Below are 25,402 nucleotides of genomic sequence, written 5' to 3'. Positions count from 1 at the left end.
TTGATCAGAAATAAAAACAACCGATACCGGGCAGTAGAAGGGGGGTTCCAATCATGAGCAGTCAGAAAGCCTGCGTCGTATTCACTACAGGAATGGACGCGGAAGCGCAGTCAGTCTGTCAGCAGCTTGCCGAGGAAGGTTTTGACGTTTGCACAGCAGAGGCTGAGCAGGAAGTCGTGGAAGCAGCGCAGGCGGCAGGGGCTATATCCGAAGAAATCAAAAGTTGCATCGACAATGCCGTCATCTGCATTTTTCTGATCCCGGAAGAAGGCTCTGACTGCCTGACAGCTGCAGCGGGCCACGCAGGGGCGTCAGGTAAAAAAATTGTTGCTGTCGCCGAAAATGTTGAATCCCTACCGCAAATATTCGATGACATCGCCAGTTCTGTACTAACCATCGACAGCCCGCAATTGAAAGATGTGATCCAGGGCAAGCAGGTCTGGGAGCAGGCTGATGGGTCCCCTAGCCCTAAACGAGATATTAACCGGGTCAAGTGTCAATGAGCCCAGTCCCAAAGGTCTTCTCGTACAAGCTGGTGAGGGATTATGGCTTCGCTCCAAATCCATTTCATGGCATCTGCACGCTGGGAACATGCAAACCTCAAATCAGGAAGGCTGCTCGAGTAGGCGATATTGTGGTTGGCTGTGGCAGCGTAGGACTGAACCTGCCGGAAAAACTCATTTTTGTAATGAGAGTCTCTCAGAAGCTTTCGTTTCAGGAATACTGGGAGGACGAGAGGTTCAGAATAAAACGGCCTGATTTGTACTCAAGCAAGAGCATGGCGTATGGGGACAACATTTATCACGTCGTGAACGATTCATGGGTCCAGGAAGACTCCCATCACAGCTTTGACGGCGGACTCATCAACCAAGCTAACTTGGTAAGGGATTTGGGCTCCGACAATGTGCTTATCGGAGAAGAGTTCGTTTATTGGGGAGCCAATGCGGTGGAGATACCCGCTTACCTGCGCAACTTCCAGGGCGAGGATTTGTACCCTCCAGCACGGAACTACCGAAGCACGTTCTCGGAAGCGTTTAGGATTGAGGTGGACATTTGGTTTAAATCGCTTCCTACCCAAGGCTTTCGAAGCCGGCCAGCGTCATGGCGATAACGCTCAGGGGGGAACGCCAAATCGAGCTCGAGCCCGCCGCCCTTCGCTGACACTCATATGCGTAGCGGCTGAAACAGAGGTTTACTTCACCGTAACTGTAACGTCGAATCAGCACGCGCAAGCTCTAGCGCTGCTTGCACACCGTCGTCGGTGCTGGTGTGGTCGTGAGATGATGTCTCATCTCGTGATGAGGACGGAGCTCGCTCGATGATCATTGAGGAAGGTTTTGCAACCTGGCTTTTTAACTACGTTAAGGCTCACATCATCTATCTCCGAATCAGATAAGGCACTCGTGGTTACGGCATCCTCAAGCTCATCAAGAGCATGGCGGAATGCTATGAGATTGAGAAATTCGAGCTCTGGCTGTGGGAAAAAGCCATACTGACAGGCTTTTAGATCTCCCGAAACTTATAAACACACTGCGGCGGCATTGTGATCGTTGGCGTGATTCCGCACATCATGCGTTTTGAACCTCCTGTAAAGAACGAGCAGCAATGACCCCTACAGCCTTCGTGAATGCCCTGTCTAAATTGAAGCTGGACAACGTATTCAACCCATACGCTGACAAATGTCCGGTCCACGACCGCTCTGATGCCGTATCGGCGCGTCGTTGCAATCTTCGTGGCTATTTGAACGCCGCCTTAGAGATTGGCGTGGACACGATTTGGATGGGGCGCGACCTCGGCTACCGTGGCGGGAGACGGACAGGACTTGCACTTACGGATGAATACCATCTCTCCGAGATGACACAAAGATATCCGGGCTCAAATTTTAAGCAAGCGACCGTTGGTCCGGCGCTCGCAGAACGTACGGCCTCTGAAATCTGGTCAGTATTGCGAGCGGTTGATCTCCCGCCCATGTTGTGGAACGTCTTCCCTTTTCATCCCCATGAGCCAGGAAATCCGTTCACCAACCGCAAGTTCACGGCCCGTGAACTCCAGCAGGTTGACGTACTGAATGAAATGCTGATCAAGTGGCTGAAAGTTCGCCGCGTGGTTGCGATTGGGCAGGATGCATTCAATTACGCCAGCCGGTTCGGTGTTGAGGTGGTTGCGATTCGTCATCCCAGCTACGGCGGCATCAAGGACTTTCGCAATGGAATGAGCGCACTCTACGATATACCGGTCGAGGTGCTCAATCCCAAGCGTCAGGCTTCACTTTTCTGAGGCTGGTCAGCATGCATCTTGAGTATTTTTTAGTAGAACGAGTGTTATCAGGATATTCACACCCGGGGAGAATGAGAGGCAGTACACGTCAGCATCCTGCTATCAAAGTCTGACTCGACTCTCACAAATCTGTGGGTTAGAACTGTGGCCGGAACTCGCGCTGCTTGTATGAATGTGGACGAAATTTTTGTAAGTAAAGACATTTAAGTTGGCCCTAGCGAGTTTTTATTAAAGTGCATTAGGGAGGGGCGAACTAACGATCTACTGTGGTTTTAGCTCGATTTTATCGAGAAGGAAGCGAATATCCTCAGGCATTTGAGAGGGTTTGAATTTACGAATAACGTTGTGCAAGTGGTCTTTCGTTATTTTTAACCCGTCGATCCATAGTGCCATAAGAACCTCTAGAGCGGTTTCACCTTGATCGTTTTCGTACGGATACGATTGGGGGGAGAGGGCAAGTTAATTATATAAGCCGTATATAAAAATTAAATGCGTGCCCCCTTCCCACGATTATCGGATGACTAGATAGCTCAGAATCAGTTGCGCGTTCGGTTTTTCCACTCCATTGGAATTAGAGCATTGGCCTCTCGGAACTCTGGTAATACATGTACGTTTTTCATGCCTTTGAAAACATCGATCGGCACGTGTTCGAGAACAATCATCTGAAACTCTGTATCGTGCTTCAGTTTCATACGAGTTATAAAGTTGTCGAGCATCACGAAAGCTTGACTTACTCTAGCGGCGTCTGAGCTTTTTAAATGGATCTCATCCTTAAACTTCTCCTCACCGTAGTACGGGCGGCTAGGTTGGTCCATAAATAGAAAGTTTGGTACAAAACGAGATTTATTTGCAGCAGAAGCCTCATGCAAAGCGAGGAATAAGATCAGATGCATGAACATATGGTTGGAGCTGCTTCCGACGTTCTCGACGAGTGATGACTGTGGTTTTCTAAGTTGTAGGATGTTATGTTTAAAACTGAATGCTGGATGCCAAGTAACGTAATTGTCCATGACGAAATCGGCTTCGGCCAGCAGGGATTGCGCGATATCGTCAATTTGACGATTGACGTTTTGTCGGACCTCTGCTACATCGTGAACGTGAATCTCATTAGCGGATTCTTGTAGATCAGCAATTTGGCCGGTATAGCTGTCTCGATCATCACTCGAAACTTCATGGTACGATTCTAGCTTGGCCTCTATTTTTCCGAGAAATCGAGCGTGATCAATCGCGGTCTCAAATGACTTTGGTTTCTTTGGTAAGGAGTCTATATATTTTTGCTGCTCTTTCTTTTCAAACTCAAGGTCCCGCAACATACTCGCAACCTGTGTGTCTACAGGCTGTTTAGTAGCAGTTGCCAATTTTAATGCACGCAAGTCAGCATTAAGGCCAACTATCAAGTCGTCAAAAATTTCAGATTTGATTAGTTGGTCTGTCTGGTCTAATAACGTTTCTAACGGCTTTAAGCTATCGAGCGTGACCTTGAGTGTGGCTTTATATTGTTTGTGTTCATCGGTGAACTCCCGTAGCTTTCGCATTTTTCGGTTGAGTTCAAACATTTTCGCCTTGGCGTCCGCATAGCGCTTAGCGTCTTGGCCAGTTGCCTCTGGAGAAGGGCAACTATCTACAATCCCTTTCAAGAAAGCTATGTCGACGACTTTTGGAATTTTCTCGATTAAGCCGTACTCTGCTGCAGTAGCTGCAATCTTTCTCGCTTCCCCTTCAAACAAACTCTTTCCATTTGACAGTTTTTCTTTCTTTTTTTCGAGGTTATCAATTTGTCGCTGAATATCTTTTTTGCGTTCGCGGGCAGCGATATTTTCGAGAGTATCAATACCTAGGCTGAGATCCAGAACTTGGGGAAGGGCTACTCGGTAGCGGTCTTTTTGCTGATTGTCAAAGTAGACTTCGCTATTGGTTATTGTGTTCTCCGACATGGTATTCATCAGCATGAAGTACCGGAATGACATCTGAGTACCTTGCTTGAGGCCGCGCCCGCCCCAAAGCACAACGCTACTATCTAACCCAAACTCCGCTTGAAGAATGGCCTTAATATCGTCGCTCTTTGCATTAGCCTCGGGGACTTCAGGCATCAGGCCAATGCCTGAAAAATAAAGTTGGTCAGATACGTTCTGAGCAGTTGGGCTTTTTCTGGCAATTGTGAATGTCTTATCGTTAATGTAGAGCTGAAGGCCATACCATGCGACGTTATCATTAATTACATCGTGCGGTAGTTTATGTTCGCTAGAAAGAAGGCAATAATCGATAATGTGCAACAGAGAGGTCTTGCCGCGACTACTACCTCCAGTTAGGACGTTAATTTTTCCACGTTCGAATTCGACGTCGCGAACTTTTCCATGGTTAGACCATAGGCGGATCTTATCAATTCCAAATTTCACAATTGCACCCGCAGATTCAAATATAATTCCTCTTCAGAGGATTTGAGAAGGTGAGATATTTCTCGTGAAGCGGCTGTAATGAGTTCGACCCGCTTTCCAAACTCGGGACCCGCTTCAAATGCCTTAGCCTGAAAAATAATATCTTTGTAAATTATAAAATCTAGGCTGTGCAAAAGCTGTAATCCATTAATCGTGTGGATTAGGCTTGCATGGTAACGCTGGCTGAAATTATGGACGAAATCCGGCCTTATAGCCGTTAGCGAGGAAATTTCTCGTGAGCGAGTATTGCCATTCGCTAAATATTTTACGGTAGGAGCATGCATTACGAGGGGCATTACAAGAAGTGCTTTAGCAAGGGTAAGGGAATGACAGTGATTGAGTGTCATGCCAATAGCAACTGCCGCAATACCTGAGTTATTGTATCCGCTCCAAGTCATGGTGCGTTTTTCACTCATGCTCACAATTTCTCCCAGTCTTGATGCCAACCAATTCGGCCTATATCTGAGAGTTCATATAGCTCGCCATTAGAGTATTCGGTGCTAAGTTCATCTCCGCCCAGCTTGTATTTTTCTAGACGCATTGTATTGATAATGGACTGCCCCCTTTCTTTGATCTGCTCCGGTTTGCATCCACGATATGCCAGGCGGTGATTGTTTTTCCATCTTAAATGTACTTCGCTATGCAACGCTTGAATTTCATCATGAACTACCTCTCCGTTCTGCTCCCATTGCTCTAAGCTACGGGCTAGCCTTATTTTGTGAGTGGTATATTCCGTGATGATCTCCTCCTCGTAATCGTAAATATCATCAATCGCAGAGAGTTGCTGAATGAACAGTTGGCTGAGTAGATTGTCTGGAAGCGCGGGCTCAAAACGAAGGCTGGAGAGCTTGTTATCTCGGCCATCCTGAAAAATGCTCCAGAACTTGGTAAAAAAATCATCAAATTTTACAGTAAAAGCTTTGCCGTCCAATATTGATAAATAATTACTGTCTCGTATATTTGAATTAAGTCGTTCGTAGACCTCATCAATCCTGTTGGGTTTGATAAATTTTTCAGCGATTGAATTTTTGATCTTTTGAATGATCTCTGTTTCGGAAAGCTCAAAATGAATTTTCTTGAAAAATTCCCGCTTTATCGATGTGTTGAGGCCTGCGACAGCATTTATGTATCCATTTATAATAGCATCTGAGGTTGACGCCTCTAGCTCGGATATTCTAGAGGCGATGTTTTCTAGGTTTTCCGGGCTGTGATTTTCGACGTAAGCGGCTAATAATTTTACGAATTTGTTAGAGCTGCTCACACTTTTGTTAGTTACGAGATGAAACTCCGTCTTAGCGACAAAAATTAGCTGAGCAGCTTCGGTTGAGCGACCATCGTTTGCATCAGAGATGACTCTGGCCCAATTATGAAGAGTTTTCCAAAGATCCGCGTCGAGTTCTGTGAGCGCAATAGGTTTTCCGTCAGCTTGCTTTTGGATCGTATGCTTCAATTGGAATAAGAGCTGCAAGTCATTATCAATGTCGGTGTGAACGTCGTCCTTGATCTCTAGACCTACAGATTGACCTTTTTTTAGGTTTAATATCCTGTAGAGGAAATAATAGTACTGGTAGTCGAAACCGGCGCTGGCACCTGGCGCGGCGGTCTTCTCCATAAATGTTTTCGGTGTGCCCATTTAAAGGTCTCAGTGTGATCATTTTGCCGTTCGGATATGATTGGCAATTACTGAGAATGCCATCCATGACCTTTCAAGGGAGTATGAAGCCATGGCCGGCCTGGGTATGCAACTATTTTGATATCACTCAGGCTCGCAAGATTACATTTCGTCGTTGCGGCTAGCTATTTTCTTTCGTAGAAAAACAACTGTATATACGAACAGCCTCATCTTATCTGTATATATATACAGTTCAAAGTGCTGCAAACAGTCCTGAAAAACTTGATTGCTTTCGAGGATAGAGAAGGCCAGTAACCGGTTGGAAATGCTTAGTGTAGGAAGCTGCGGGTCAGAGGCCTTTCCTTTTATTACGGTTCGTTTTTTTCGCCGTTTACGGCCATCCACTTGACGTCTTTCATAGAAACGGCGGCGTTGGGCGTAGATGCTATCGCATCATGCTCATGCTCATGCTAAGGCTTGGTAACTTGTTTGGCCCTCACGATTTCCAATGCGTGAAGAAAATCCTGGCTCTGGGCCAAGCAATATGTCATCTCCCCTTCAACACAAGGTCGGTCTGCTTCATCACGAATACCGAGGCGACACCGGCAAGATGGTTGATGGTCTGCGCAAGGTCAGATGTTGGCGGCACGTAACCGGCGTCCTTTCCATGTGAGACGCTTTTATCGTTCCTAGAAGCCCCTACACATTGGAAAATCGTAGCCGCACCCCGCAGCATCTGGGACGTGTTGTCATCAATAGTCCCCGATGCTTTCAGCGCTTTCAAAATGCTGGAGGACAGCCGTTCGACTGTCTCCTTCTCGTAACCACTTTCACCTAGTGACTTGAGGCAACCTTTCAGTACAGTTTCGATGTGACTGCAGCTTAACGTAATGCAAAGCTCTGGATCGGTCAGGACACATCCTCTAGCCTTCAGCCATGAATCCAGCAGCATGGGATGGCCGTTGAACAGGGCATCGAGATCTGCGTCAATCTCGGCCTTCTCAATAGTCACAAATTGAGAAAGCGACTGAACCACTGAGGTGGTTTTAATAAACTCCCTGTCAAGGTTCTGGAGTAAATCAGCTACCAGCGAATTCAGAACCCTGGAATCACTGACGCGTCTCTGCATATCAGTGCCTGCTTCCTCCAGCGAGCAGTAAGTCCAGTAATCGTACTCGCTTTGCCGAGGCGCCTCTTTCCAGCAAATCTTAAGCTCCCGACCAGTAAATGCGAGATAGCAAGCAGTGTGCCCAATTGGTTCATTTTCTTGGTCAAGAATTTCATCAAAAGCAATGGTTTCACTATTACCACCACACCCAAGCCCTTCGACCAAATCCAAAAGCTTTTGCTCGAAAGCTCTTAGCCCAAGCAGTAACTGTAGGTTCTCGTTTTTTACCTTAGCTGATCGAGCGGCCAGCTCTGCAAATCCATCGTCACTCATTTTCTGAGACCATCCGTTCTTTCAGTTTTTCCAGAATGTAGATTGCAACGGCACCAGCAAGATTATTTGAAAGGCGAGCCTCATCAGCATTGGCGGTTTTATCTCCACCATGCGCCGTGCCCAAATGTGTTCTTAATGCACCAGCACTTTGGGATATTCCCTTAACTCCACCAAAAAATGCTTTAATATCTGCCGTATGATCCTCGCCATTGAGTAGCTTTAATGGTAAAAAATCGCCCACGACAGCATTTATAAAGTCGGTGATTGTTTTTTTGTTGCCTAAAGAAATTTTCCTTTTTTCGAGGTAATGGCGGCAAACAGACTCAAGAAATTGCGTTGTGCGCGTTAGGGAGTCACTAGCGTCCGTTTCTATTGCCAAACGGGCTTTTACCCATTGCTTCTCAAAATAATCACCATTCATTAAATCTACTAGCTGCTTGTGGATACTTTCACTTTGAATATCTGAGAATTCTGACAAAAGCTTTGCTGAACTTTTAGCGTCGCTAAGCATTTCATTGACTTGCTCTTCAACGGCGGTCCAGATGGATTTAATGGAATCAGGAGAGGCCAATTTTGTGATGATTTCATCATCCTTAATTTCGCTCATATGTCGTGAAGTCATATGACCTTCCCAAGGTGTACCGTAGTTATGACCGTCTTCAACGGTAGTAGAAGTCAGGACTCTCAAATTTGTACCGTCAAAGTTCAGCAGCCCATATTCCCAATCATCCTCATCGACTTGGGCGAATGTTACTCTTTTTCCACGGGCATCGACGCTCAAGCCGTTCATTCCCTCGCGCAGATCCTTCTCAACACTTTCGAGCCCTGCACGAACAGCGCTGCGGGTATCTATAACCTGCTTGGTCAAACGGGATAGCGCTTCTTTTCTGGTCGTCATAACGTACTCATAACCGAGACACACGATGGAGGTTGCGCTGGACGATACCCCACAGCTCAACGTCTTCCCACTCTCCTACCGATTCCGTTGAGGGAGTTGTGAGCCCGCAGAGCCGGAGATTTGCCTAGGCGCTCCCTGTATTCTTTGTGGCAGAAATCAGAGCCAGTGACCACGACCACAATGTCGCCCTTGAGTGGCTCCAGAGCCTTTCCACCACCAGCACGTCTCCATCGCCGATACCAATGTCCTAAAGACTGTCCCCGTAAGCACCAATCAACCAAAGGGAGGCTAACGCCGGCAAACAGCCTCATCGAGGCTCTTAGGCGGTTCAGAGCACTCAAGCGCGGTGAATAGCTCCCACTTTAGTAGACATATTGAATGACTTCTCTTGGCCGGTTTTTGCCCGTCTCTACCCTGGGCGGCGGAGAGGGCTGGCATTCAGTAAGGGCTTGAGACTTTGGATGGAGCGTTGGTGTTAAGGACTGCGAACGGCTAACGTAATTGAGGTTTGAGGCCTCAATCAACACCAGTTGATCGGTTGCGTTAATAGCTGGAATGGAATGCGGTTTAATGGGCAGTTAGAGGGCACGCTTACATCGACTTGACCGAAATAACCTCCACAAACCTGAATTTTTTCCTAGCTATCTTTGTGGCTTCTTGCTCCGCAACGAGGGAGCTCAGGGTGTCGGCCTCATGTATGAGTTCGTGCATTTTGCCTTCGAATTCATTCCCCACCCTCAGTGTGACTTTCAACCTGGGAGTAAAAGCTTTTGAAATTTTATTTTTATTAGTTGTCTTTACTGGCTCCGCGATCACGACATCCTGAGCGGTGTCTTGCACGTGTGAGTTAATTGCTGGTTTATGGGGCGCAGACTCTCCGAATAGCGCCCGACGCATGTCTTCTTCTGTCAGCTCTGTATTCATACTATTTCCCGGAAGGATGTCATGTATCGCGTTACCGATTCTATCAGCGTGACCTGAATTTGTAGTCGTTTGGTTAGATGGGAAACGGTAGAGCACCCAGGCATCGGCAAGCATTAGCGTCCGGCCTACAGTTTTCATTCGGATGCTGAGTATATTGGTGCCCCGCGCTTGTGTTGTTGCGGCTTCACATTTACGCTTTGCTCTGTCGCGGTCAATCCCGTGGCCGGGTGTCAGAACCTGCATTGTTCGAGGCGCATAGCGCCATAGCCGGCGATTAAGTGCTTACAGAGGCTTAGCTGCTGCTTTTCTATGGCGGTCCGTGCGGGGCAGGCTTCGGCCTGGCCGGTTCCCTCGGACGCCGGTTTCTGACCCCCGTACGGTCCGCCACCCATTTCGTGTCAGAACGGCTGGGTGGACGGCTCCTTAACTGTCCGAGGAGATAAGGAAAATGCCCTGTCCCCCTTTTAAGCACGTGCGCCGCCCTGGCGATTTGGATCAAGCTGCAAACTATCTCGGAGGATTCCGTGATGTTTGATCTATCGCTTCTAATCACCCTTCCCAAACCCAACACCATCGATACAGCATCACTCACCCCCGAAGATGCCGCGGTTAAACTACGACAGGCTGCCACTCTTCGGCTTAATGGCGCACAGAGTATTCTGCTTCATTTTCCCCAGGATGTTGAGCTAGCTGTAGAGCTACTGGATGATGCGGCTGTGTTGTTCGACAAGGCGTTTCGATGTTTGTCCGGTATCCCAGCTCAGCGCGTTCATCAACAGGCTGGTGAGTACGTCTCTGTCCCTTCCGCTGAAGGCTGTCCCGGTCTCCGAACACCATGGGGCAATGAATTCCGCCCGATGATTGAGGACGGCGTTCGGTGCGCTGAGACCTGGCTCGATGGCTCATCATTGCCGCTGTGGTGGGCACTGGCGCAAAACCGAAAGCATCATCGTCCAGGTGATCCCCAAGAAGCATTTGAAGCAGGTTTTCTGCTGCGGTTGCAGCAGACGCTGATCATGCGACGTGAGGCAGTCACTTCCCAATCAACCAGCTTCGATGCCTGAGTTTGTAATTGACGTTTGAGACTTTGCTTTTCCCGCCAAACCCTCCGATCAAGCGATCTTTGATCGCGCCGATCGGAGGGTTCACTCGCTTTTTCTTGCAGCCACCGCGTTCCCCGCTTTCATTTCAAATTTGATTAGCGCCAGCCTTCTTTTACCCGTCAGTAATTGCTCGTGATCTGTATCGGGCGCAGAGCCGTTTCAGTGTCAAAGCGGATCTTTTCGTTGGGCATGGATATAGGTGTGGCGACAGGGGCGACACCGGCGACAACCCATGCAGAACCTTGCCTGGAGCGTGGCGACAAAAGTGGCGACAGTCGCCAATTTAACGCACTTTGCCCGTGACGCTTGACCGCCTTTTCGAGTGGGTATAAAAATTGGCGCACGGACCGCTGTCGTTGACAGCAACAGCCCAGGTAGCCAGAACCTTCAAAGCTACGCCACTTTGTGGTGGTTCTCCCAGAGTGCGATTAGCGTCCGGCGGCTCGCACGGTCACTCCGCAAGAGTGATGGATGCCTACTCGACTGATCTGCCTACTGCGGCAGACGATAGCCCTTCTTCGCTGCGCTGCAGCAACCTCACCTTTTGGCACACCTCGCTGCGCCAGACTTTGCCCGTCTCTTTCTTGTGGAAAGAGACGGGCGCTCGTAGCACTGCTGCAAGCCACGTAGTACAGGGCAATGCCGCAACTCTCCTCGTGACAATCGGCCTGACAAATCCGATTCGTCGCCATCCACAACAACACAGGCACCGGTGCCGCAGCCTATGGAAAGGCTGCACCTGACTGACAGTCAGGCATGCCCCAGGTGTCGATGTTGTTGCCTTCTCTCACCCAGGATATCCAGGTGCCGAACTCGTCAGTCGGCACAGCCTCCACCCGCCCGCATCTTCGGATGCGTTTAGGAGGCCAGATTCATGGGTTTATGCCCTTGCTCTCGGTCGTAATGAGCCGTTCGTTCCGCGTCAGTGAACACCTCACAGGCCGCAGGGGCCTTGATCCCTGATAACACTCAACAGCCGTGGCGGGACTACGTGAGGACAACCAGCAATGACGAGGAGACGGCCCATGCAGCAGTTAGATCCGAAGCTTGAACTACCACAACTACCTCGACCGCTGATTGAGTCGAATCCCGTGGCCCAGCCTTATCCGGTGCAGGCACTGGGTGGGATTCTTGGGCCTGCAGTCGAACGCATGGCTGAGGTCATCGGGGTGCCCCAGGCATTGGCTGCACAATCGGTGCTGGCTGCTTCGGCGCTGGCCACTCAAGGTCATGCGGGCTTACAGCTCGATGGGAGAAATTATCCGCTGTCGCTGTACCTGATCACCGTGGCGGCATCCGGCGATCGCAAAACGGCGGCAGATCGATTTGCATTGCTGCCCGCACGGCAATGGGAGCGTGAGCAGTGGCAGCGCTATCGCGAACAACTCGCCCGGTACCGTGTCGCGCAGCGACAGGCGCAGCGTGTCAACCCTGGCGATCCCAACCCCACAAACGGCGTACCGCTTGAAGCGGAGCCCTCAGCACCTAGGCTGATCACCACGGATCCGACTATCGAGGCCCTGATCAAGGGACTCTGCCATGACTTGCCGAGCATGGGCCTGTTCTGTGACGAGGGGGGACAATTCCTCGGTAGCAGCACCATGAGTCGGGATAACCGTTTGAAAGCGGTTACGACCTTGTCGTCACTCTGGGACGGCAGTCCGATAGATCGCGCGCGGTCCATGGTGGGTGAAAGCTTGCGAGCTTACGATCGACGCTTAAGCCTGCACCTGATGCTGCAACCGTATCTAGCCATGCAGTTACTCAGTGACCCGTTGCTGCAGGGGCAAGGCATTCTCGGTCGCTGCCTCATGACCTGGCCCACCAGCCTGGCCGGACAACGCAGTTACCAGGCTGTCGACTTGTCAAAAGACCCCGCCCTAAAGCGATATCACCACCGTCTTTCGGCCCTGTTTCATCAGCCTTGGTCGCTTTCCGCTGACGGTGCCTTGCGGCTGTCACCGCTGAGCCTCAGTCCATTGGCTCGTCGTCGCTGGGTTGATCTGCATGATGCCATCGAGACCCAGTTGGGTGAGTTTGGCGAGTTGGCAAGCGTACGGCCTAGCGGATCGAAGGCCGCCGACAACCTGCTGCGCGTCGCCGGCAATCTGGCAGTAGTGGAGGAGAGCAGCGTCGTGGAGGTCGATCATATCCAACGGGCCTCGGCCTTAGTCGGCTACTACCTCACCGAGATCCAGCGCCTGACCGAGCAGGAACCGATGTGCAGGGTAAAAGAGGAGGCAGACCGGCTGCTGCGCTGGCTGCAGGTCAAAGATTGGAAGCGCTTTAGTATTCGAGACCTGAACCGCAACGGCCCCCGCTTTGCCCGTAAAAGCAGTCGCCATGCCACCAAGCTGTTAGTCGAGTTGCTTGATCATCAGTGGCTGATCACCGACGGCCACACCTTCGAGGTGCGCCATGTTTAATCTTGATGAAGCACTGCGCAACCACTTAGCTCAACGTCACAATGAGCCGAAAGTGCGGTTTGTCGCCGGGAGTGTCGCCACTTTGTCGCCACGCTCAAAACCAGGTAGGACAAGGGTTGTCGCCGCTGTCGCCGATGTCGCCACCGATCGTAAAACTATCACCTCGACGACAGCCATTATCCAGTGGTTAGAAAAGGAGGGGGCGCATCTCTACGTCGTCGACAACACGCTGTGTTTTCGCCCTACTGATTGGGCCCAGTTCGCCATCGTAGGCGCACACTGGCGAGCGCTTCAACATGAGCTCGCTGCAGTCGATCAGGAACAGAAAAATGGCTCGCGTCGGTAAGCGAGCGGGGCGCAATTTCGGCTTCGGTCGCCAGCTCAGCTATGCCGGACCGCAAGCCTTGAAAGATCTATTTGGCGACGGCCATTTTGCTACCGTCAAAGCCCATAGCGATCGCTGGCAAGCATTCGTGCATTGGTGTCGATTCGAGGAAGGGCCGAGGCTAAATGACGCGCGACAGATCGACCGCGAGATCCTCATGCGGTACGCCGCCTATATGCGGGAGCAAGTGGACCAGGGCAACGTTGGCATCGCCACCGCGCAGAACCGACTGTCCAGTGTGAACCGAACGATGGCTGCGCTGCGCGGTGATCAGTACGTCAAAATCCCCAGTCCGAGCAAGGCGCTGGGTTTGCAGCGCTCAAGCGTGCGCGGGGAGGCCCCGCAAGGCCAAGATCGTGCTCAGATTGAGTTGATCGCACGCGCACTGTCAGAGCGGGGTCAGCAACGAGTGGCCGCAATTGTGCACCTGGCCCGGGAGACTGGTATGCGTCTGCGTGAAGCGATCTTGGCGGACCTGCCCCGACTGCAACGTGAGGCCGAGCAACTGGGCAAGATCAACATCCAGGACGGCACCAAAGGCGGTCGATCAGGCGCGTCAGCACCGCGTTGGATCGCGGTCACTGATCAAATCCGTGGCGCCTTGGATAGGGCCTGGGAGGCTTCACCCAGTCGCAGTCGGAACCTGTTGACCCCCAATGAGAGCTACAAAGAGTTTATGCAGTCAGTTGTGCGACCGGCACGGGACATCTTGCACGAGCATGGATTGAAAGGCTTTCATGAGCTGCGGGCGGCTTACGCCTGTGAGCGGTATGAGCAACTGACTGGCTTGAATACACCCATCAATGGCGGTCGTGTTCATCGAGACGATCGAGAGCTTGATCAGCATGCACGACAGCAGATCAGCCACGAGCTGGGACATAACCGCATCGATGTGGTGAGTGCCTACATCGGAGGTCGGCGATGACGTCCGAGTTCGACATAGCGTTGTTTCTGAGCCCTGTGCTCAAAGGTGCGCATGCCACGCGGCAGCGGCACATCAGGCAAGCAGAAAGGATGCACGAGGTGATTCGTGAACGCTGGGGTTGCGCGACGCCCTGGTCCTGGAGAGAAAAGCACGTGAGATGGTTTCTGGAGCACTATTTGCGGTGCTCAGCTCCAGCTACCATCTACTACTACGAGTTAACAGCAGGGTTGATCCGTCGTAGAAAGGCAAAAGTCGGGGTTGCCTGATAGATCTTTAAGCGTGAGCCCCTGAGTATGGGAATGCGGAGCCTTCCCATACTCAGGGGCTTGGCTGAAAAAGCGCAGGCATACCAGAGATCTGGCAACTGTAGTTACTCCTCTCGCCCTACTACACGACACGGATCGTAGCCGGTGGCGCACCCCTTTTGGATATTCAGCGAATCGGTACGACGTTGCGATCTCTAGTTTGATTGATGGCCGATGCCGACAGGCTGCCGGTGGCCGCCTTCTGGATATGTTCACTCCACCAAGCCATCATCGGACGCCGGCGTTCGATGTAATCCGTCCGGTTGTAGGCGCTACGAACTTCGTCCTTGTCGACATGCGCCAGTGCGACCTCGATCAGCTCCGGATCCCAGCCATGCTCATTCAGGATGGTGCTCGCCATCGAGCGCAAGCCGTGGCTGACTAGACGGTCCTGAAAGCCCATGCGCTTCAACGCCATGTTGGCGGTCTGGCTATTGGCATGGGTGCGGGGATTTCTATCAGAGGGGAACACGTACTCTCTGTTACCGCTGAGTTGCTTGAGCGTCTCCAGTAACGAAAGTGCCTGATCGGTAAGAGGGATTGTGTGCGGCCGACGCTTTTTCATGCGCTCTGGCGGAATGGTCCATATGCGCTTGTCGAAGTCGATATCTGCCCATCGTGTGGTGGCTGCTTCGGCAGGGCGGGTCATCGTGTGCAGTTGCCATTCGATTAGGCAGCGGGTCGTGCGCTTGATGCTGGCGTTCGCGATTTCCATCATGAGCTCGGGAAGCTCCTCAGGTGGTAGCGCAGCCATGTTCTCTTTCTTGGGTTTCTTGAACACCGCCCGAATTCCATTGAGGGGGTTCGCGAATATCAGCCCGGAGTTGACCCCGTAGGTCATGATCTCGTTGAGTCGTTGGCTCAATCGTTTCACGGTTTCGAGGCTCCCTTTGGCCTCGATTGGACGAAGGATCTTGATAACCATCGGAGCAGTGATTTGAGAGAGCGGCGTTGTTTTCATGCTTGGGAAAACATGAAGCGTCAGCGATCTCCAAATGTCTTCGGCGTAGGCTTTGGTTACGGAGTCTTTCTTCAGCTCGAACCAGGCGGTGGCCACCTTCTCGAAAGTGTGTTCAGTCTCAGCAAGTTTGGCTTGCCTTACCTCATCACGCTGGGTTTTGGGATCCGTGCCCAAAGCGAGCAATTCACGCGCCTCTGCGGCTTTCTTCCGGGCGTTGGCTAGCGAAAGGTCGGGGTATGGACCAAGTGCCATATTGATACGGCTTCTGGTCAGGGGCTCGCGGTAATTGAAATTCCACATCATTGAGCCGCTCGCGCGGACTCGAAGCTGTAAGCCATCGCCGTCGCTGAGGACGAAATCTTTACCAGTTGCCTTGACTGCCTTGAGCTGGCGATCGGAGAGGCGGGTTGCGTTAGTAGGCATGGGGCTACCTCCAGCACCGTTTTGGTATCCTGAAAATAGCATTTGGCAGTCCGGGATACCACCTGGGATACCAAACGGGCTGGAACTCAGAAACTCTCCAAAGTTCTCATAAGCGCTGAAACCCCTGTATTTACTGGATTTCAGGCACAAAAAAAGACGTCCGTGGACGTCTTTAGTTGATCAAGTGGTGGAGCCGGGGGGATTTGAACCCCCGTCCGCCAGTACTCCGCTGTCGGTACTACATGCGTAGCCGTTTCTATTAAGTTAACCCTCAGCGACCCGAAGGGCAGGGTGCTTTGGGCGAGTTGTGTAAGTTTTAGCCGATTCGTCCACAACGTACTGCACGGCGATTCTGTTCTATATGACAATCACTTTGGGTTTACAGACATCCCCTGGTGATTGCTGGACCCGAAGGTACCAGAAGCTCAGGGCTAAGGCTGCTTACGCAGCGAGAGCGAATTCCTGGCCGTAGTTTTCGTCATTGGCAACTATAAGAAGTTGCAACAGTGGATTTACGAGTTCTGTTACCAACTCGGCATGCACCTAAAGTTTCGCGACCGGCGTCGAATCCTAAACGGCCCCGTGCTTGTAACTCGTTGTTTCTTAGTGAGTGACAAGCCTGTGCAGTGTACGCCAAACCGTCACGGAAGGCCAACCCGAAGGTTAGCCGTCCCTGACCGTGCTGCCTATTGGCCGCCTTTTTCGCTGTTCTGCAGGTCTTGCAGTGCCTTCGAGGTGATCTCAATGCACTTTTTGTCATCGCCGGCGGCGTGGGCTGCTTTAGCCGAAGACACAGCGGTGTCTATCTCGCCACTTTTACCACTGGTGTCGGTGGCGAGCAGCGCTTTACCGTTGTTGATTTTGTCCAGGTTGATCTGGCACAGGTCTTTATCACCTGCCGCGAAAGCAGGGGACGCCAGCATCGCAGCGGTAATGAACAAGCCAGCAAGAGCGGAACGCTTCATAGGGTATCTCCTTGCGCAAAAGGGCTCGACGCTGCTGGCATTGAACGGCTGCCAGCGACATCAGTGATGAGCCTCGTTTGTCGAGGCCTATGCAGATGACTACACCGGCGCGCAGGGGTTCTGTTTATTTGCAGGCTCATTTTTGCAGGCTCAGTGGGCGCGAGCCTGCGTGACACGGTCCACCAGGTAGACCAGCCCGTGATAATCAATGCCGCCATGCTGGCTCAGGCCGATCTCGCAGGTGCGGCTGGTGGAGATACCCTCGCTGCAATGCTGCACCGCGTCCTTGAGGGTGCGCAGTGAGTGGGCGTTGAGTTCCGGCGTGGTGAAACCCTTATCGCCAGCAAACCCGCAGCAATGAATGCCTTCCGGGATGACCACGGTGTTAGAGCAGCGCCGGGCCAGGTCGATCAGCGCCTGGCTCTCGCCCAGATGCTGGGTGCTGCAGGTGACGTGCACGGCGATGGGGGCGGCCTGTGGTGTGAAATCGAGGCGATCCATCAGGTGAGTGCGGATAAAACGCACCGGATCGTAAAGATCCAGCCGTGTTTCAGCCAGATCCTGCACCAGACGCAAGGTGCACGGGCTGGTGTCGCAGTAAATCGGGTCGAGCCCGCCGCGGCTGGCGTGGAGCAGGGCGCCGATCAGTTCCTGGCGCTTGTGTTCGGCCTGTTCAGCGTAGCCTTTGGAGGCAAAGGGCTGGCCGCAGCACAGGTTGTCCTGATTGTCGGGGAAGACGACTTGGTAACCGGCCTTTTCCAAGAGGCCGCGGGTTTTGTCGTACAACGACATCTGTTCTTTATCTCCCGCCGCCGGGCCCATGGCGCGTGAGACGCAGGCGGCCAAGTAGACCACTCGTGGCCGCTCGTCCGTGACCGCCGGGCTGAAGCGGATGGCTTTCTCCGGCTGCGGCATGGCGTTTGTCCACTGCGGAATCTGCCCCTTGGACAGCTTGGTGACGGTGGCCGATAGCTTCGCCAGGCGAGGTGCGCCCAGCAGCATGCGTGCGCCGTTGGCGACATGCAGGGTAAAGCGCGCGCCCTGCAGCGCAGTGGCGAAATGAGTGGCGAGCCATTCGGCCGTTTTCGTACGGTCGGCGTCACGGCTGCGTAGTTTTTTCACCAGGTCGCCGGTATTGATTCCCACGGGGCAGCGTTGAGCGCAAAGGCCGGTGGCGGCGCAGGTGTCGATGCCTTGATAGTGGTAGGCGGCTTCCAGGTCGGTGGTGTCGACGCCCGCTCGTTTCTTCGCCTGGATATCGCGCCAGATCACGATGCGTTGGCGTGGACTCAAAGTCAGGCCTTTCGACGGGCACACCGGCTCGCAGAAGCCGCATTCGATGCACTTATCCACAAGCTCGTCGGCGGCGGGTAGCGGCTTGAGGTGTTTGAGGTGGATTTGCGGGTCTTCGCTGAGCACCACGTCCGGGTTGAGAATGCCATTGGGGTCGAGCAGGCGTTTGAGTTGCCACATCAATTGATAGGCGTCGCTGCCCCATTCCAACTCAACGAACGGCGCCATGTTGCGGCCGGTACCGTGTTCAGCTTTCAACGAACCACCAAACTCCACCGCCACCAGGTGCGCCACGTCGTCCATGAACGCTTGGTAGCGTGCGACTTCTTCCGCGCTGTTGAAGCCTTGGGTGAACACGAAGTGCAGGTTGCCTTCCAGCGCGTGTCCGAAAAGGATTGCTTCGTCGTAGTGATGTTTGTCGAACAGTTCGATCAAGCGATTTACACCGATTGCCAGTTGCTCGACCGCAAAGGTGACGTCTTCGATGATTACCGTGGTGCCGGTTTTGCGTACGGCGCCGACGGCGGGAAAGGTGTCTTTGCGAATGGCCCACAGGCGCGCATTTTCTACCGGGTCTTCGGTGAAATCGACCTGTTTCTCCACAGGGAAATCGGCCAGGGAGGCCATGATCAGCGCCAATTGCTCATGCAACAAAGACGGCGACGCTGCGCGAGATTCGATCAACAGTGCGCAGGCATTTTCCGATAGATGTTGTACGAAGGCGGGCATTCCCGGCTTGTCTTGAACCGAGCGCATGCTGCGTCGATCCAACAGCTCGACGGCTGAGACCGGTTGGGTCTTGAGGGCGGTCACCGCGTTGCAGCAGGTCTCGACATCCGGAAACACAATCAAGGCCGAGGCTTTGTTCGGATGATCGACCACCGTGTCATAGGTGACCGCACTGATAAATCCAAGCGTACCCTCGGAGCCCACCAGCAGATGGCTGAGGATATCAAGCGGCTCATCGAAATCCACCAGGGCATTAAGTGACAGCCCGGTGGTATTTTTCAGGCGGTATTTGTGGCGGATTTTTGCCGCCAATTCAGCGTTTGCCCGCGTCTCGCGGCCCAGTGTCGCCAGGCGTTCCAGCAGCGAGCCGTGTTGTTCGCGAAACGCCGCCACGCTGGCCGCGTCTTCGGTGTCCAGTCGGCTGCCGTCAGCCAGTACCAAGCGGATGCCTGCCAGGGTGTGATAGGTGTTCTGCGCTGTGCCGCAGCACATGCCGCTGGCGTTGTTGGCGACGATGCCGCCGATCTTGCAGGCATTGATCGACGCCGGATCCGGCCCGATCTTGCGCCCAAAAGGCGCGAGCCATGCATTGGCCTGAGCGCCGATCACGCCAGGTTGCAGGCGAATTTGGGTGCCCTGCCCACGAATTTCGCGGCCGTTCCAATTGTCCCCCAGCACGATCAGCACTGAGTCGCTGATGGCTTGGCCAGAAAGGCTGGTGCCGGCTGCGCGGAAGGTGACGGCCACACGGTCGCGTTGGGCGAGTTGCAACAGCGCCACCACCTCGTCTTCCGACTCCACGCGGATCACCAACTGTGGGATCAGTCGGTAAAAACTAGCGTCGGTGCCGAAAGCGAGGGTGGAAAGTGGATCGTCGAAACGCCGATCTTTCGGGATCAGTTGTGCGACGTCGCTCAGAAAAGCAGCAGGCAGGCTCATCGGTCCTCCAGAAATAGCAGACGCCGGAATGGGTGTCCGGCGTCGATTCTTACCCTATTACGTACCGGCCTTAATGCACCAGCATTCCGGTGAACCAGTAGGCCTGAGCCAGGGTGATCAACCCGACGATCGTCGCAAAGAACAGGCTGTGCTTGAGGGTAAAGCGGAACAGGTCGGATTCCTTGCCCACCAACCCCGTGGCGGCGCAGGCCACGGCAATCGATTGTGGCGAGATCATTTTGCCGGTCACACCGCCACTGGTGTTCGCGGCGACCAGCAGCGTGTCGTTGACACCGATCTGATGCGCGGTGGTGGCTTGCAGTGAGCTGAACAGCGCGTTGGACGAGGTGTCGGAGCCTGTCAGGAAAACGCCCAGCCACCCGAGGAATGGCGAGAAGAATGGGAAGGCTGCACCTGTGCCGGCCAATACCAGTGCCATGGTCGAAGACATGCCGGAGTAGTTGGTGACAAAAGCGAAGGCTAGCACCATGCCAATGGACAGAATTGGCCAGCGTAGTTCGTAGAAGGTCTCTTTTAAAGTGGTAAGACCAGTTTTTAGGTTGATCTTCAGCACCAGCATTGAGATCAGCGCAGAGAAGAAAATCGCTGTGCCGGTCGCCGAGATGGGGTCCAGCTTGAACACTGCCGCAATGGCAGTGGGGGTGGTCACAATCGGCGCAACTTTGATCACCAGTTGGTCCAGGTGCGGGATCGCGAAGTTGAACACCCAGCTATACATCGAGCCGCCGGCGGCGAACATGGCCTTGAACGGCTTGAGGGTCCAGATAGTGACCAGCACGGTCAGAATAAGGAACGGTGACCAGGCCTTGAAAATTTGCCCCAGGCTGTACGGCGAGACAACCGTGTTGCGTGGCAGACCAAAACCGCCGGCGCTGGCGACGACCGCTGCGCTTGAAGTCGCACCGGCAATCTGTGCACCTGCTGTGCGCTTGGGTTGCCAGACTTTCAGGAACAGGGTCAGGGAGATCAAGCTGGCGAGCGCCGAGGTGATGTCCGGCAGTTCCGGGCCGATGAAGTTGGAAGTGAAGTACTGGGTGATGGCAAAGCTCAAGCCTGCTACCAGTGCGGCCGGCCAGGTTTCACGCACGCCGCGCAAGCCGTCCATCATGAACACCAGCCAGAACGGCACGAACATCGACAGTAGGGGCAACTGACGGCCAGTCATGGCGCCGATTTTGAACGCATCGATGCCGGTCACTTGGCCTGCAACGATGATCGGGATACCGAGTGCACCGAAGGCCACGGGGGCGGTGTTGGCAATCAGGCACAGGCCAGCGGCGTACAGTGGATTGAAGCCCAGGCCGACGAGCAGTGCCGCGGTGATTGCCACGGGCGCGCCGAAACCGGCAGCACCCTCCAGGAAGGCGCCGAAGCAAAAGCCGATCAGCAGCACTTGCAGGCGTTGGTCGTCGGTGATCGATAGGACTGAGCTGCGAATGACTTCGAACTGGCCGCTCTTGACGGTCAGTTTGTACAGGAACACGGCCGCGACAATGATCCAGGCGATTGGCCACAGGCCATAGGCAAAGCCGTAACCGGCGGCGGCCAGTGCCATGTCCACCGGCATCTGGAAGGCAAAGATCGCTACCAGGATCGACAGCGCCAAGGTGATGCTGCCGGCTACGTGACCTTTGAGGCGGAACACGGCCAGGGCCAGGAAGAAGAATACGATCGGAATAACCGCCGCCAGTGCGGACAGGCCGAGGCTGCCGAGTGGGCTGTAGAGCTGTTGCCAGGTTTGCATATGGGGTGGCCCCTGATTGTTGTTGTTTGGTCAGCTTGGATAATTGGTAATACCAATTTACAATCGCTGTTGGCTAGAGTAAAAGCCTTGGCAGGCGTGTGTCAATTTGCCGCTCGCGAAACTTTGGTCGTAGGTCCGCGGGCAGGTCGTTCTGATCGGTTGAAACGAGGGCGTTCTGATAGGTGCTGCAAGCGCTGCGATAGGCCAGAATAGAGGCCCCGGCGAGTGGTCGGGATGGTGGAGAGTGAGTTATGGGGTTTGATCAGGTGCGTCAGCGCCGTTTGTCTGACGATATCGTCGAGCAGCTTGAGGGCATGATCCTTGAGGGCACGCTAAAGTCCGGCGAGCGCTTGCCAGCCGAGCGCGCCTTGGCTGAGCAATTTGGTGTGTCGCGCCCTTCCTTGCGGGAGGCGATCCAGAAATTGTCCGCCAAAGGCTTGCTCGTCAGCCGCCAGGGCGGGGGGAACTACGTGGCTGAGTCATTGGGTTCTACTTTCAGTGATCCGCTGCTGCACCTGCTGGAAAACAATCCCGAAGCTCAGCGTGATCTGTTGGAGTTTCGCCAGACCCTTGAGGCGTCTTGTGCCTATTACGCAGCGCTGCGCGCCACCGAAGTCGATCGTGAGCGTCTTACGGCGGCTTTCGAAGCGCTACAGGATTGCTACACCCGTTCCGATGAAGTAAGTCGTGCGGAAGAGGGGGCGGCGGATGCGCGGTTTCACTTGGCTATCGCCGAGGCCAGCCACAACGCGGTTTTGCTGCACACCATTCGCGGGCTGTTCGACCTGCTCAAGCGCAACGTGGTGACCAACATCGGTGGCATGTACCAGCAGCGTACGGAAACCCGCGACATGCTGATCAGTCAGCACCGGGATCTGTACCTGGCAATCATCGAGGGGCGGGCCGAGCAGGCGCGAGAAGTTTCCACACGTCACCTGCTGTATGTGCAGGAGGTGTTGGAAGAGGTGCGTCAGGAGGTTCAGCGTGTGGCGCGTGCGGAGCGGCGCAAGGGGATGTAGCCGAGGGGAGCTCCCAAGGCTACTTCGCAGCAAGGGTCAGTCTTCCTTGCCCTTGTTACGCACAGCGCGATGCAGCTCGCGATTGGAATCGCGCTCGCGCTCGGTATCACGCTTGTCGTATTCCTTCTTGCCTTTGCCCAAGGCGATCTCGCACTTGACCAGGTGCTTGCTCCAGTACCAGGACAAGCAGATGCAGGCGTAGCCCTTCTGCTGTACGGAGGAGGCGAGCTTTTCCAGTTCGCGAGCGTTGAGCAGCAGTTTGCGCGTGCGTACCGGGTCGGCAATCACGTGGGTGCTCGCGGTGGTCAGCGGGGTGATATGACTGCCTAGCAGCCACGCCTCGCCATCCTTGAGCAGCACATAACTGTCGACCAGTTGCAGCTTGCTGGCACGCAGACTCTTTACTTCCCAGCCGGCCAGGACCAGACCAGCCTCGAACCGATGCTCGATGAAGTAATCGTGTCGCGCCTTTTTATTTTGCGCGATGGTCCCTGTGGGGTGTTTCTTTTGTTTAGCCATAGGGGCGGCATTATAGGGAGTTGCGAGCGTATCGGCTACGGTCAACCTGCGTGCTTGAGCGTGTTGGACGAATCCCGGACAATGCGGGCAGTTCTCTTGTTTTTTTCTTTCGCGGATCGGGCTGTTCTTTCGCGATGTTTGCCGCTCAGCTGTGGAAATAACGCACACATGACGACGCATATTCAACGTTCGGCGCTGCTGCCTTATCCGGCACAAGCGCTTTATGACCTGGTCAACGACGTGGCGCGTTACCCGGAATTCTTGCCGTGGTGCTCGACAGCCGAAGTGCTGGAGGGCAGCGATGAGTACATGGTCGCCAGCGTTGGGGTCGCGAAGGGCGGCCTCAGTCAGCACTTTGTAACGCGTAATGTGCTGGTGCCCGGGCAATCCATCGAAATGAATTTGCAGGAAGGGCCGTTTACCCAGTTGCATGGTGTCTGGGTATTTAAGGCGCTGACCGATAAGGCCTGCAAAATAAGCCTCGATCTTTCCTTTGATTACGCCGGTCCTGTCGTGCGTGCGACGTTGGGGCCTTTATTCAACCAGGCGGCCAATACGTTGGTGGATGCGTTCTGTCAGCGAGCCAAGCAACTGCATGGTTGAGATTGAGGTGGTATATGCCGCCATGGATCGCCAGGTTTTGCTGGTGGTGATGGTGCCAGCAGGCACCAGCGTGCGCTCGGCGGTTCAGGCGTCAGGTATTGCCGTGCACTTTCCAGAGTTGGATCTGGCTGATTGCCCTTTGGGGGTATTCGGCAAGGTGGTCGCGAACGCGCAAGTGCATGCCGTGCAGGCGGGTGATCGTATTGAGATTTACCGGCCGCTGCTGGCGGACCCGAAAGAGGCGCGCCGGCTGCGCGCAGCCAAGGCTGCTTTGGCCAAGCAGCGGGGCTCGTAAGCCCTCCAAATGGCAGGCAACAAAAAGCCCGGCATACCGGGCTTTTTGTTGGGCGCCGCAAACTTACTGCGGGCTGGTGTCCAGAGGCTGCGGCGTCGGGACGGGAACAGTTTCCACGCCGTCGATGTCTTTCTGGATCTTGTCGAGCAAAGATCCAGGCTTAGCCGGTACTTCAGACTTCGGCTTCTCGCCTTCCTGCGCAGGTGCGGTCACGTTAGTGCCGTTATCCTTGCCGAGCAGGGCTTCATCACGGCTTACGCCAGGCATGAAGTCGCCGGACAGGCTGACAAGCTGGTCATTGCCATTGAAGCTGACACTGACGCGCTCCTGCTGGCGTTCACCGCCACCTGGCTGCAGGCTGTAGAGATAATCCCAGCGATCGGCGTGGAAAGTGTCGGTCAGCAGGGGGTTACCCATAATAAACCGTACTTGCCGTCGGGTCATTCCGGGGCGTAACTGGTCTATCATGTCCTGCGTGACGACATTGCCCTGCTGGATGTCGATTTTGTAAACCCCGGGGAATGAACAACCGGCGAGTGCGAGCAGTCCCACAAAGGTGAAACTGGTTAGCAAGAGCTTGGTGTTTTGCATCGGTGGGCGACTTCCACTATCTTGGCTGGGACAACGTAAACGCCGATCATACCCGTATTAAGAGAAGCTGCGAAGCAGCATCCGCGAGAAAGCTAACCATGGTTGAAAATAGCGAACTACGCAAAGCCGGTCTTAAAGTGACTCTGCCACGAGTCAAGATTCTACAAATGCTCGATTCTGCTGAGCAGCGCCACATGAGTGCCGAGGATGTCTACAAGGCGCTGATGGAGTCTAACGAGGACGTTGGCCTGGCCACGGTTTACCGTGTGCTGACCCAGTTTGAGGCCGCAGGGCTGGTGGTTCGTCATAATTTCGACGGCGGTCATGCGGTGTTCGAATTGGCTGACGGTGGGCATCATGACCACATGGTTGACCTGGATACCAATGAGGTTATCGAGTTCACCAGCCCGGAGATCGAAGCCCTGCAGCATAAGATTGCTGAGGAGCATGGCTTCGATTTGGTTGACCATAATCTGGTTCTGTACATCCGTAAGAAAAAGTAACAAGCGCTGCAGATTGACGTTGCAAAACGATCGAAGGCGACCTTAGGGTCGCCTTCGTGCTTTCTA

Annotated in this window: 24 protein-coding genes and 1 other RNA gene; 12 read left to right on the top strand and 13 right to left on the bottom strand. The window is 53.8% G+C overall.

What is annotated here, in order from left to right; translation table 11 throughout:
* The first annotated feature begins 53 nt into the window (after nt 1-53).
* The 3 genes from AACY36_RS14335 to AACY36_RS14325 all read left to right on the top strand — a co-directional run bounded on the left by AACY36_RS14335 (nt 54) and on the right by AACY36_RS14325 (nt 2,277).
* Entirely contained in the window at nt 54-503 is a 450-nt protein-coding gene (locus AACY36_RS14335; protein ID WP_339497262.1) for a hypothetical protein, read from the top strand.
* Nucleotides 500-1,111 (top strand): Nmad2 family putative nucleotide modification protein, encoded by a 612-nt coding sequence (locus AACY36_RS14330; protein ID WP_177108266.1) that lies wholly within the window; start codon nt 500-502, stop codon nt 1,109-1,111. The genes AACY36_RS14335 and AACY36_RS14330 overlap by 4 nt, the downstream gene beginning before the upstream one ends.
* Nucleotides 1,112-1,605: 494 nt before the next feature.
* A complete protein-coding gene (locus AACY36_RS14325; protein ID WP_339497261.1) occupies nt 1,606-2,277 on the top strand; it encodes a uracil-DNA glycosylase in 672 nt (223 codons plus the stop codon).
* A 536-nt stretch (nt 2,278-2,813) separates the two neighbouring features.
* Here the strand turns inward: AACY36_RS14325 and AACY36_RS14320 are convergent.
* The 6 genes from AACY36_RS14320 to AACY36_RS14295 all read right to left on the bottom strand — a co-directional run bounded on the left by AACY36_RS14320 (nt 2,814) and on the right by AACY36_RS14295 (nt 9,587).
* Nucleotides 2,814-4,673, bottom strand: a complete 1,860-nt coding sequence (locus tag AACY36_RS14320) for a DUF3732 domain-containing protein (RefSeq protein ID WP_339497260.1) — start codon at nt 4,671-4,673, stop codon at nt 2,814-2,816.
* Entirely contained in the window at nt 4,670-5,128 is a 459-nt protein-coding gene (locus AACY36_RS14315; protein WP_339497259.1) for a three component ABC system middle component, read from the bottom strand. Before AACY36_RS14315 ends, AACY36_RS14320 begins: the two co-directional genes overlap by 4 nt.
* Nucleotides 5,129-5,130: 2 nt before the next feature.
* Nucleotides 5,131-6,345 carry a hypothetical protein gene (locus AACY36_RS14310; RefSeq protein WP_339497258.1) on the bottom strand — a complete coding sequence of 405 codons (1,215 nt, stop codon included), beginning with the start codon at nt 6,343-6,345 and terminating at the stop codon, nt 5,131-5,133.
* Nucleotides 6,346-6,871: 526 nt separating this feature from the next.
* Complete coding sequence (locus AACY36_RS14305; RefSeq protein ID WP_339497256.1) at nt 6,872-7,765, bottom strand: abortive infection family protein; 894 nt, start codon at nt 7,763-7,765, stop codon at nt 6,872-6,874.
* Entirely contained in the window at nt 7,758-8,663 is a 906-nt protein-coding gene (locus tag AACY36_RS14300; RefSeq protein ID WP_339497254.1) for an abortive infection family protein, read from the bottom strand. The genes AACY36_RS14305 and AACY36_RS14300 overlap by 8 nt, the downstream gene beginning before the upstream one ends.
* 591 nt (nt 8,664-9,254) lie before the next feature.
* Nucleotides 9,255-9,587, bottom strand: coding sequence for a hypothetical protein (locus AACY36_RS14295; RefSeq protein WP_339497252.1), 333 nt, complete (start codon nt 9,585-9,587; stop codon nt 9,255-9,257).
* Nucleotides 9,588-10,114: 527 nt separating this feature from the next.
* On the opposite strand from AACY36_RS14295, the gene AACY36_RS14290 reads away from it, so the two are divergent.
* From AACY36_RS14290 to AACY36_RS14270, 5 genes are all read left to right on the top strand, one after another.
* The gene (locus tag AACY36_RS14290; protein WP_339497251.1) at nt 10,115-10,651 is read left to right on the top strand and encodes a LasR-specific antiactivator QslA; all 537 of its coding nucleotides are present in this window, start codon (nt 10,115-10,117) and stop codon (nt 10,649-10,651) included.
* A 1,064-nt stretch (nt 10,652-11,715) separates the two neighbouring features.
* A complete protein-coding gene (locus AACY36_RS14285) occupies nt 11,716-13,116 on the top strand; it encodes a YfjI family protein (protein ID WP_339497250.1) in 1,401 nt (466 codons plus the stop codon).
* Nucleotides 13,109-13,462: a hypothetical protein gene (locus AACY36_RS14280; protein ID WP_339497249.1), complete on the top strand. Its 354-nt coding sequence runs from the start codon at nt 13,109-13,111 to the stop codon at nt 13,460-13,462. Before AACY36_RS14285 ends, AACY36_RS14280 begins: the two co-directional genes overlap by 8 nt.
* On the top strand, nt 13,446-14,426 hold the full coding sequence (locus AACY36_RS14275) for an integrase domain-containing protein (RefSeq protein WP_339497276.1): 981 nt from the start codon (nt 13,446-13,448) through the stop codon (nt 14,424-14,426). The genes AACY36_RS14280 and AACY36_RS14275 overlap by 17 nt, the downstream gene beginning before the upstream one ends.
* Nucleotides 14,423-14,692 carry a hypothetical protein gene (locus AACY36_RS14270; protein ID WP_339497248.1) on the top strand — a complete coding sequence of 90 codons (270 nt, stop codon included), beginning with the start codon at nt 14,423-14,425 and terminating at the stop codon, nt 14,690-14,692. The genes AACY36_RS14275 and AACY36_RS14270 overlap by 4 nt, the downstream gene beginning before the upstream one ends.
* Nucleotides 14,693-14,858: 166 nt before the next feature.
* Here AACY36_RS14270 and AACY36_RS14265 read toward each other — a convergent pair whose 3' ends face one another.
* The 5 genes from AACY36_RS14265 to AACY36_RS14245 form a co-directional block, all read right to left on the bottom strand.
* Nucleotides 14,859-16,115 (bottom strand): integrase domain-containing protein, encoded by a 1,257-nt coding sequence (locus AACY36_RS14265; protein ID WP_014719966.1) that lies wholly within the window; start codon nt 16,113-16,115, stop codon nt 14,859-14,861.
* 185 nt (nt 16,116-16,300) lie between these two features.
* Nucleotides 16,301-16,697, bottom strand: a transfer-messenger RNA (tmRNA) gene (gene ssrA, locus AACY36_RS14260).
* A 104-nt stretch (nt 16,698-16,801) separates the two neighbouring features.
* Entirely contained in the window at nt 16,802-17,080 is a 279-nt protein-coding gene (locus AACY36_RS14255; RefSeq protein ID WP_033898249.1) for a hypothetical protein, read from the bottom strand.
* 150 nt (nt 17,081-17,230) lie between these two features.
* Nucleotides 17,231-20,041, bottom strand: coding sequence for an FAD-binding and (Fe-S)-binding domain-containing protein (locus AACY36_RS14250; protein ID WP_339497247.1), 2,811 nt, complete (start codon nt 20,039-20,041; stop codon nt 17,231-17,233).
* 70 nt (nt 20,042-20,111) lie between these two features.
* The gene (locus AACY36_RS14245; RefSeq protein ID WP_339420269.1) at nt 20,112-21,806 is read right to left on the bottom strand and encodes a lactate permease LctP family transporter; all 1,695 of its coding nucleotides are present in this window, start codon (nt 21,804-21,806) and stop codon (nt 20,112-20,114) included.
* 251 nt (nt 21,807-22,057) lie between these two features.
* Here AACY36_RS14245 and AACY36_RS14240 point away from each other — a divergent pair, with 251 nt between their 5' ends.
* A complete protein-coding gene (locus tag AACY36_RS14240) occupies nt 22,058-22,825 on the top strand; it encodes an FCD domain-containing protein (protein ID WP_028617983.1) in 768 nt (255 codons plus the stop codon).
* 36 nt (nt 22,826-22,861) lie between these two features.
* Here the strand turns inward: AACY36_RS14240 and smpB are convergent, their stop codons facing one another.
* Entirely contained in the window at nt 22,862-23,344 is a 483-nt protein-coding gene (smpB, locus tag AACY36_RS14235) for an SsrA-binding protein SmpB (RefSeq protein ID WP_339420271.1), read from the bottom strand.
* A 168-nt stretch (nt 23,345-23,512) separates the two neighbouring features.
* On the opposite strand from smpB, the gene AACY36_RS14230 reads away from it, so the two are divergent.
* Together AACY36_RS14230 and AACY36_RS14225 are read left to right on the top strand one after the other, a co-directional pair.
* Nucleotides 23,513-23,947: a type II toxin-antitoxin system RatA family toxin gene (locus tag AACY36_RS14230; RefSeq protein WP_339420272.1), complete on the top strand. Its 435-nt coding sequence runs from the start codon at nt 23,513-23,515 to the stop codon at nt 23,945-23,947.
* Complete coding sequence (locus AACY36_RS14225; protein ID WP_339420274.1) at nt 23,940-24,242, top strand: RnfH family protein; 303 nt, start codon at nt 23,940-23,942, stop codon at nt 24,240-24,242. Before AACY36_RS14230 ends, AACY36_RS14225 begins: the two co-directional genes overlap by 8 nt.
* A gap of 63 nt (nt 24,243-24,305) precedes the next feature.
* Here AACY36_RS14225 and AACY36_RS14220 read toward each other — a convergent pair whose 3' ends face one another.
* Nucleotides 24,306-24,833, bottom strand: coding sequence for an outer membrane protein assembly factor BamE (locus AACY36_RS14220; RefSeq protein ID WP_339420276.1), 528 nt, complete (start codon nt 24,831-24,833; stop codon nt 24,306-24,308).
* 98 nt (nt 24,834-24,931) lie between these two features.
* On the opposite strand from AACY36_RS14220, the gene fur reads away from it, so the two are divergent.
* On the top strand, nt 24,932-25,336 hold the full coding sequence (fur, locus tag AACY36_RS14215) for a ferric iron uptake transcriptional regulator (RefSeq protein WP_003194220.1): 405 nt from the start codon (nt 24,932-24,934) through the stop codon (nt 25,334-25,336).
* The last annotated feature ends 66 nt before the right edge of the window (nt 25,337-25,402 follow it).

The sequence above is a fragment of the Pseudomonas sp. EA_15y_Pfl1_P101 genome (assembly GCF_963970835.1).
In the GTDB taxonomy this organism is placed as follows: Bacteria; Pseudomonadota; Gammaproteobacteria; order Pseudomonadales; family Pseudomonadaceae; genus Aquipseudomonas; species Aquipseudomonas tritici.
Note: the sequence above shows the minus strand (reverse complement) of the source record. Positions and strands in the feature narration are given on the sequence as shown.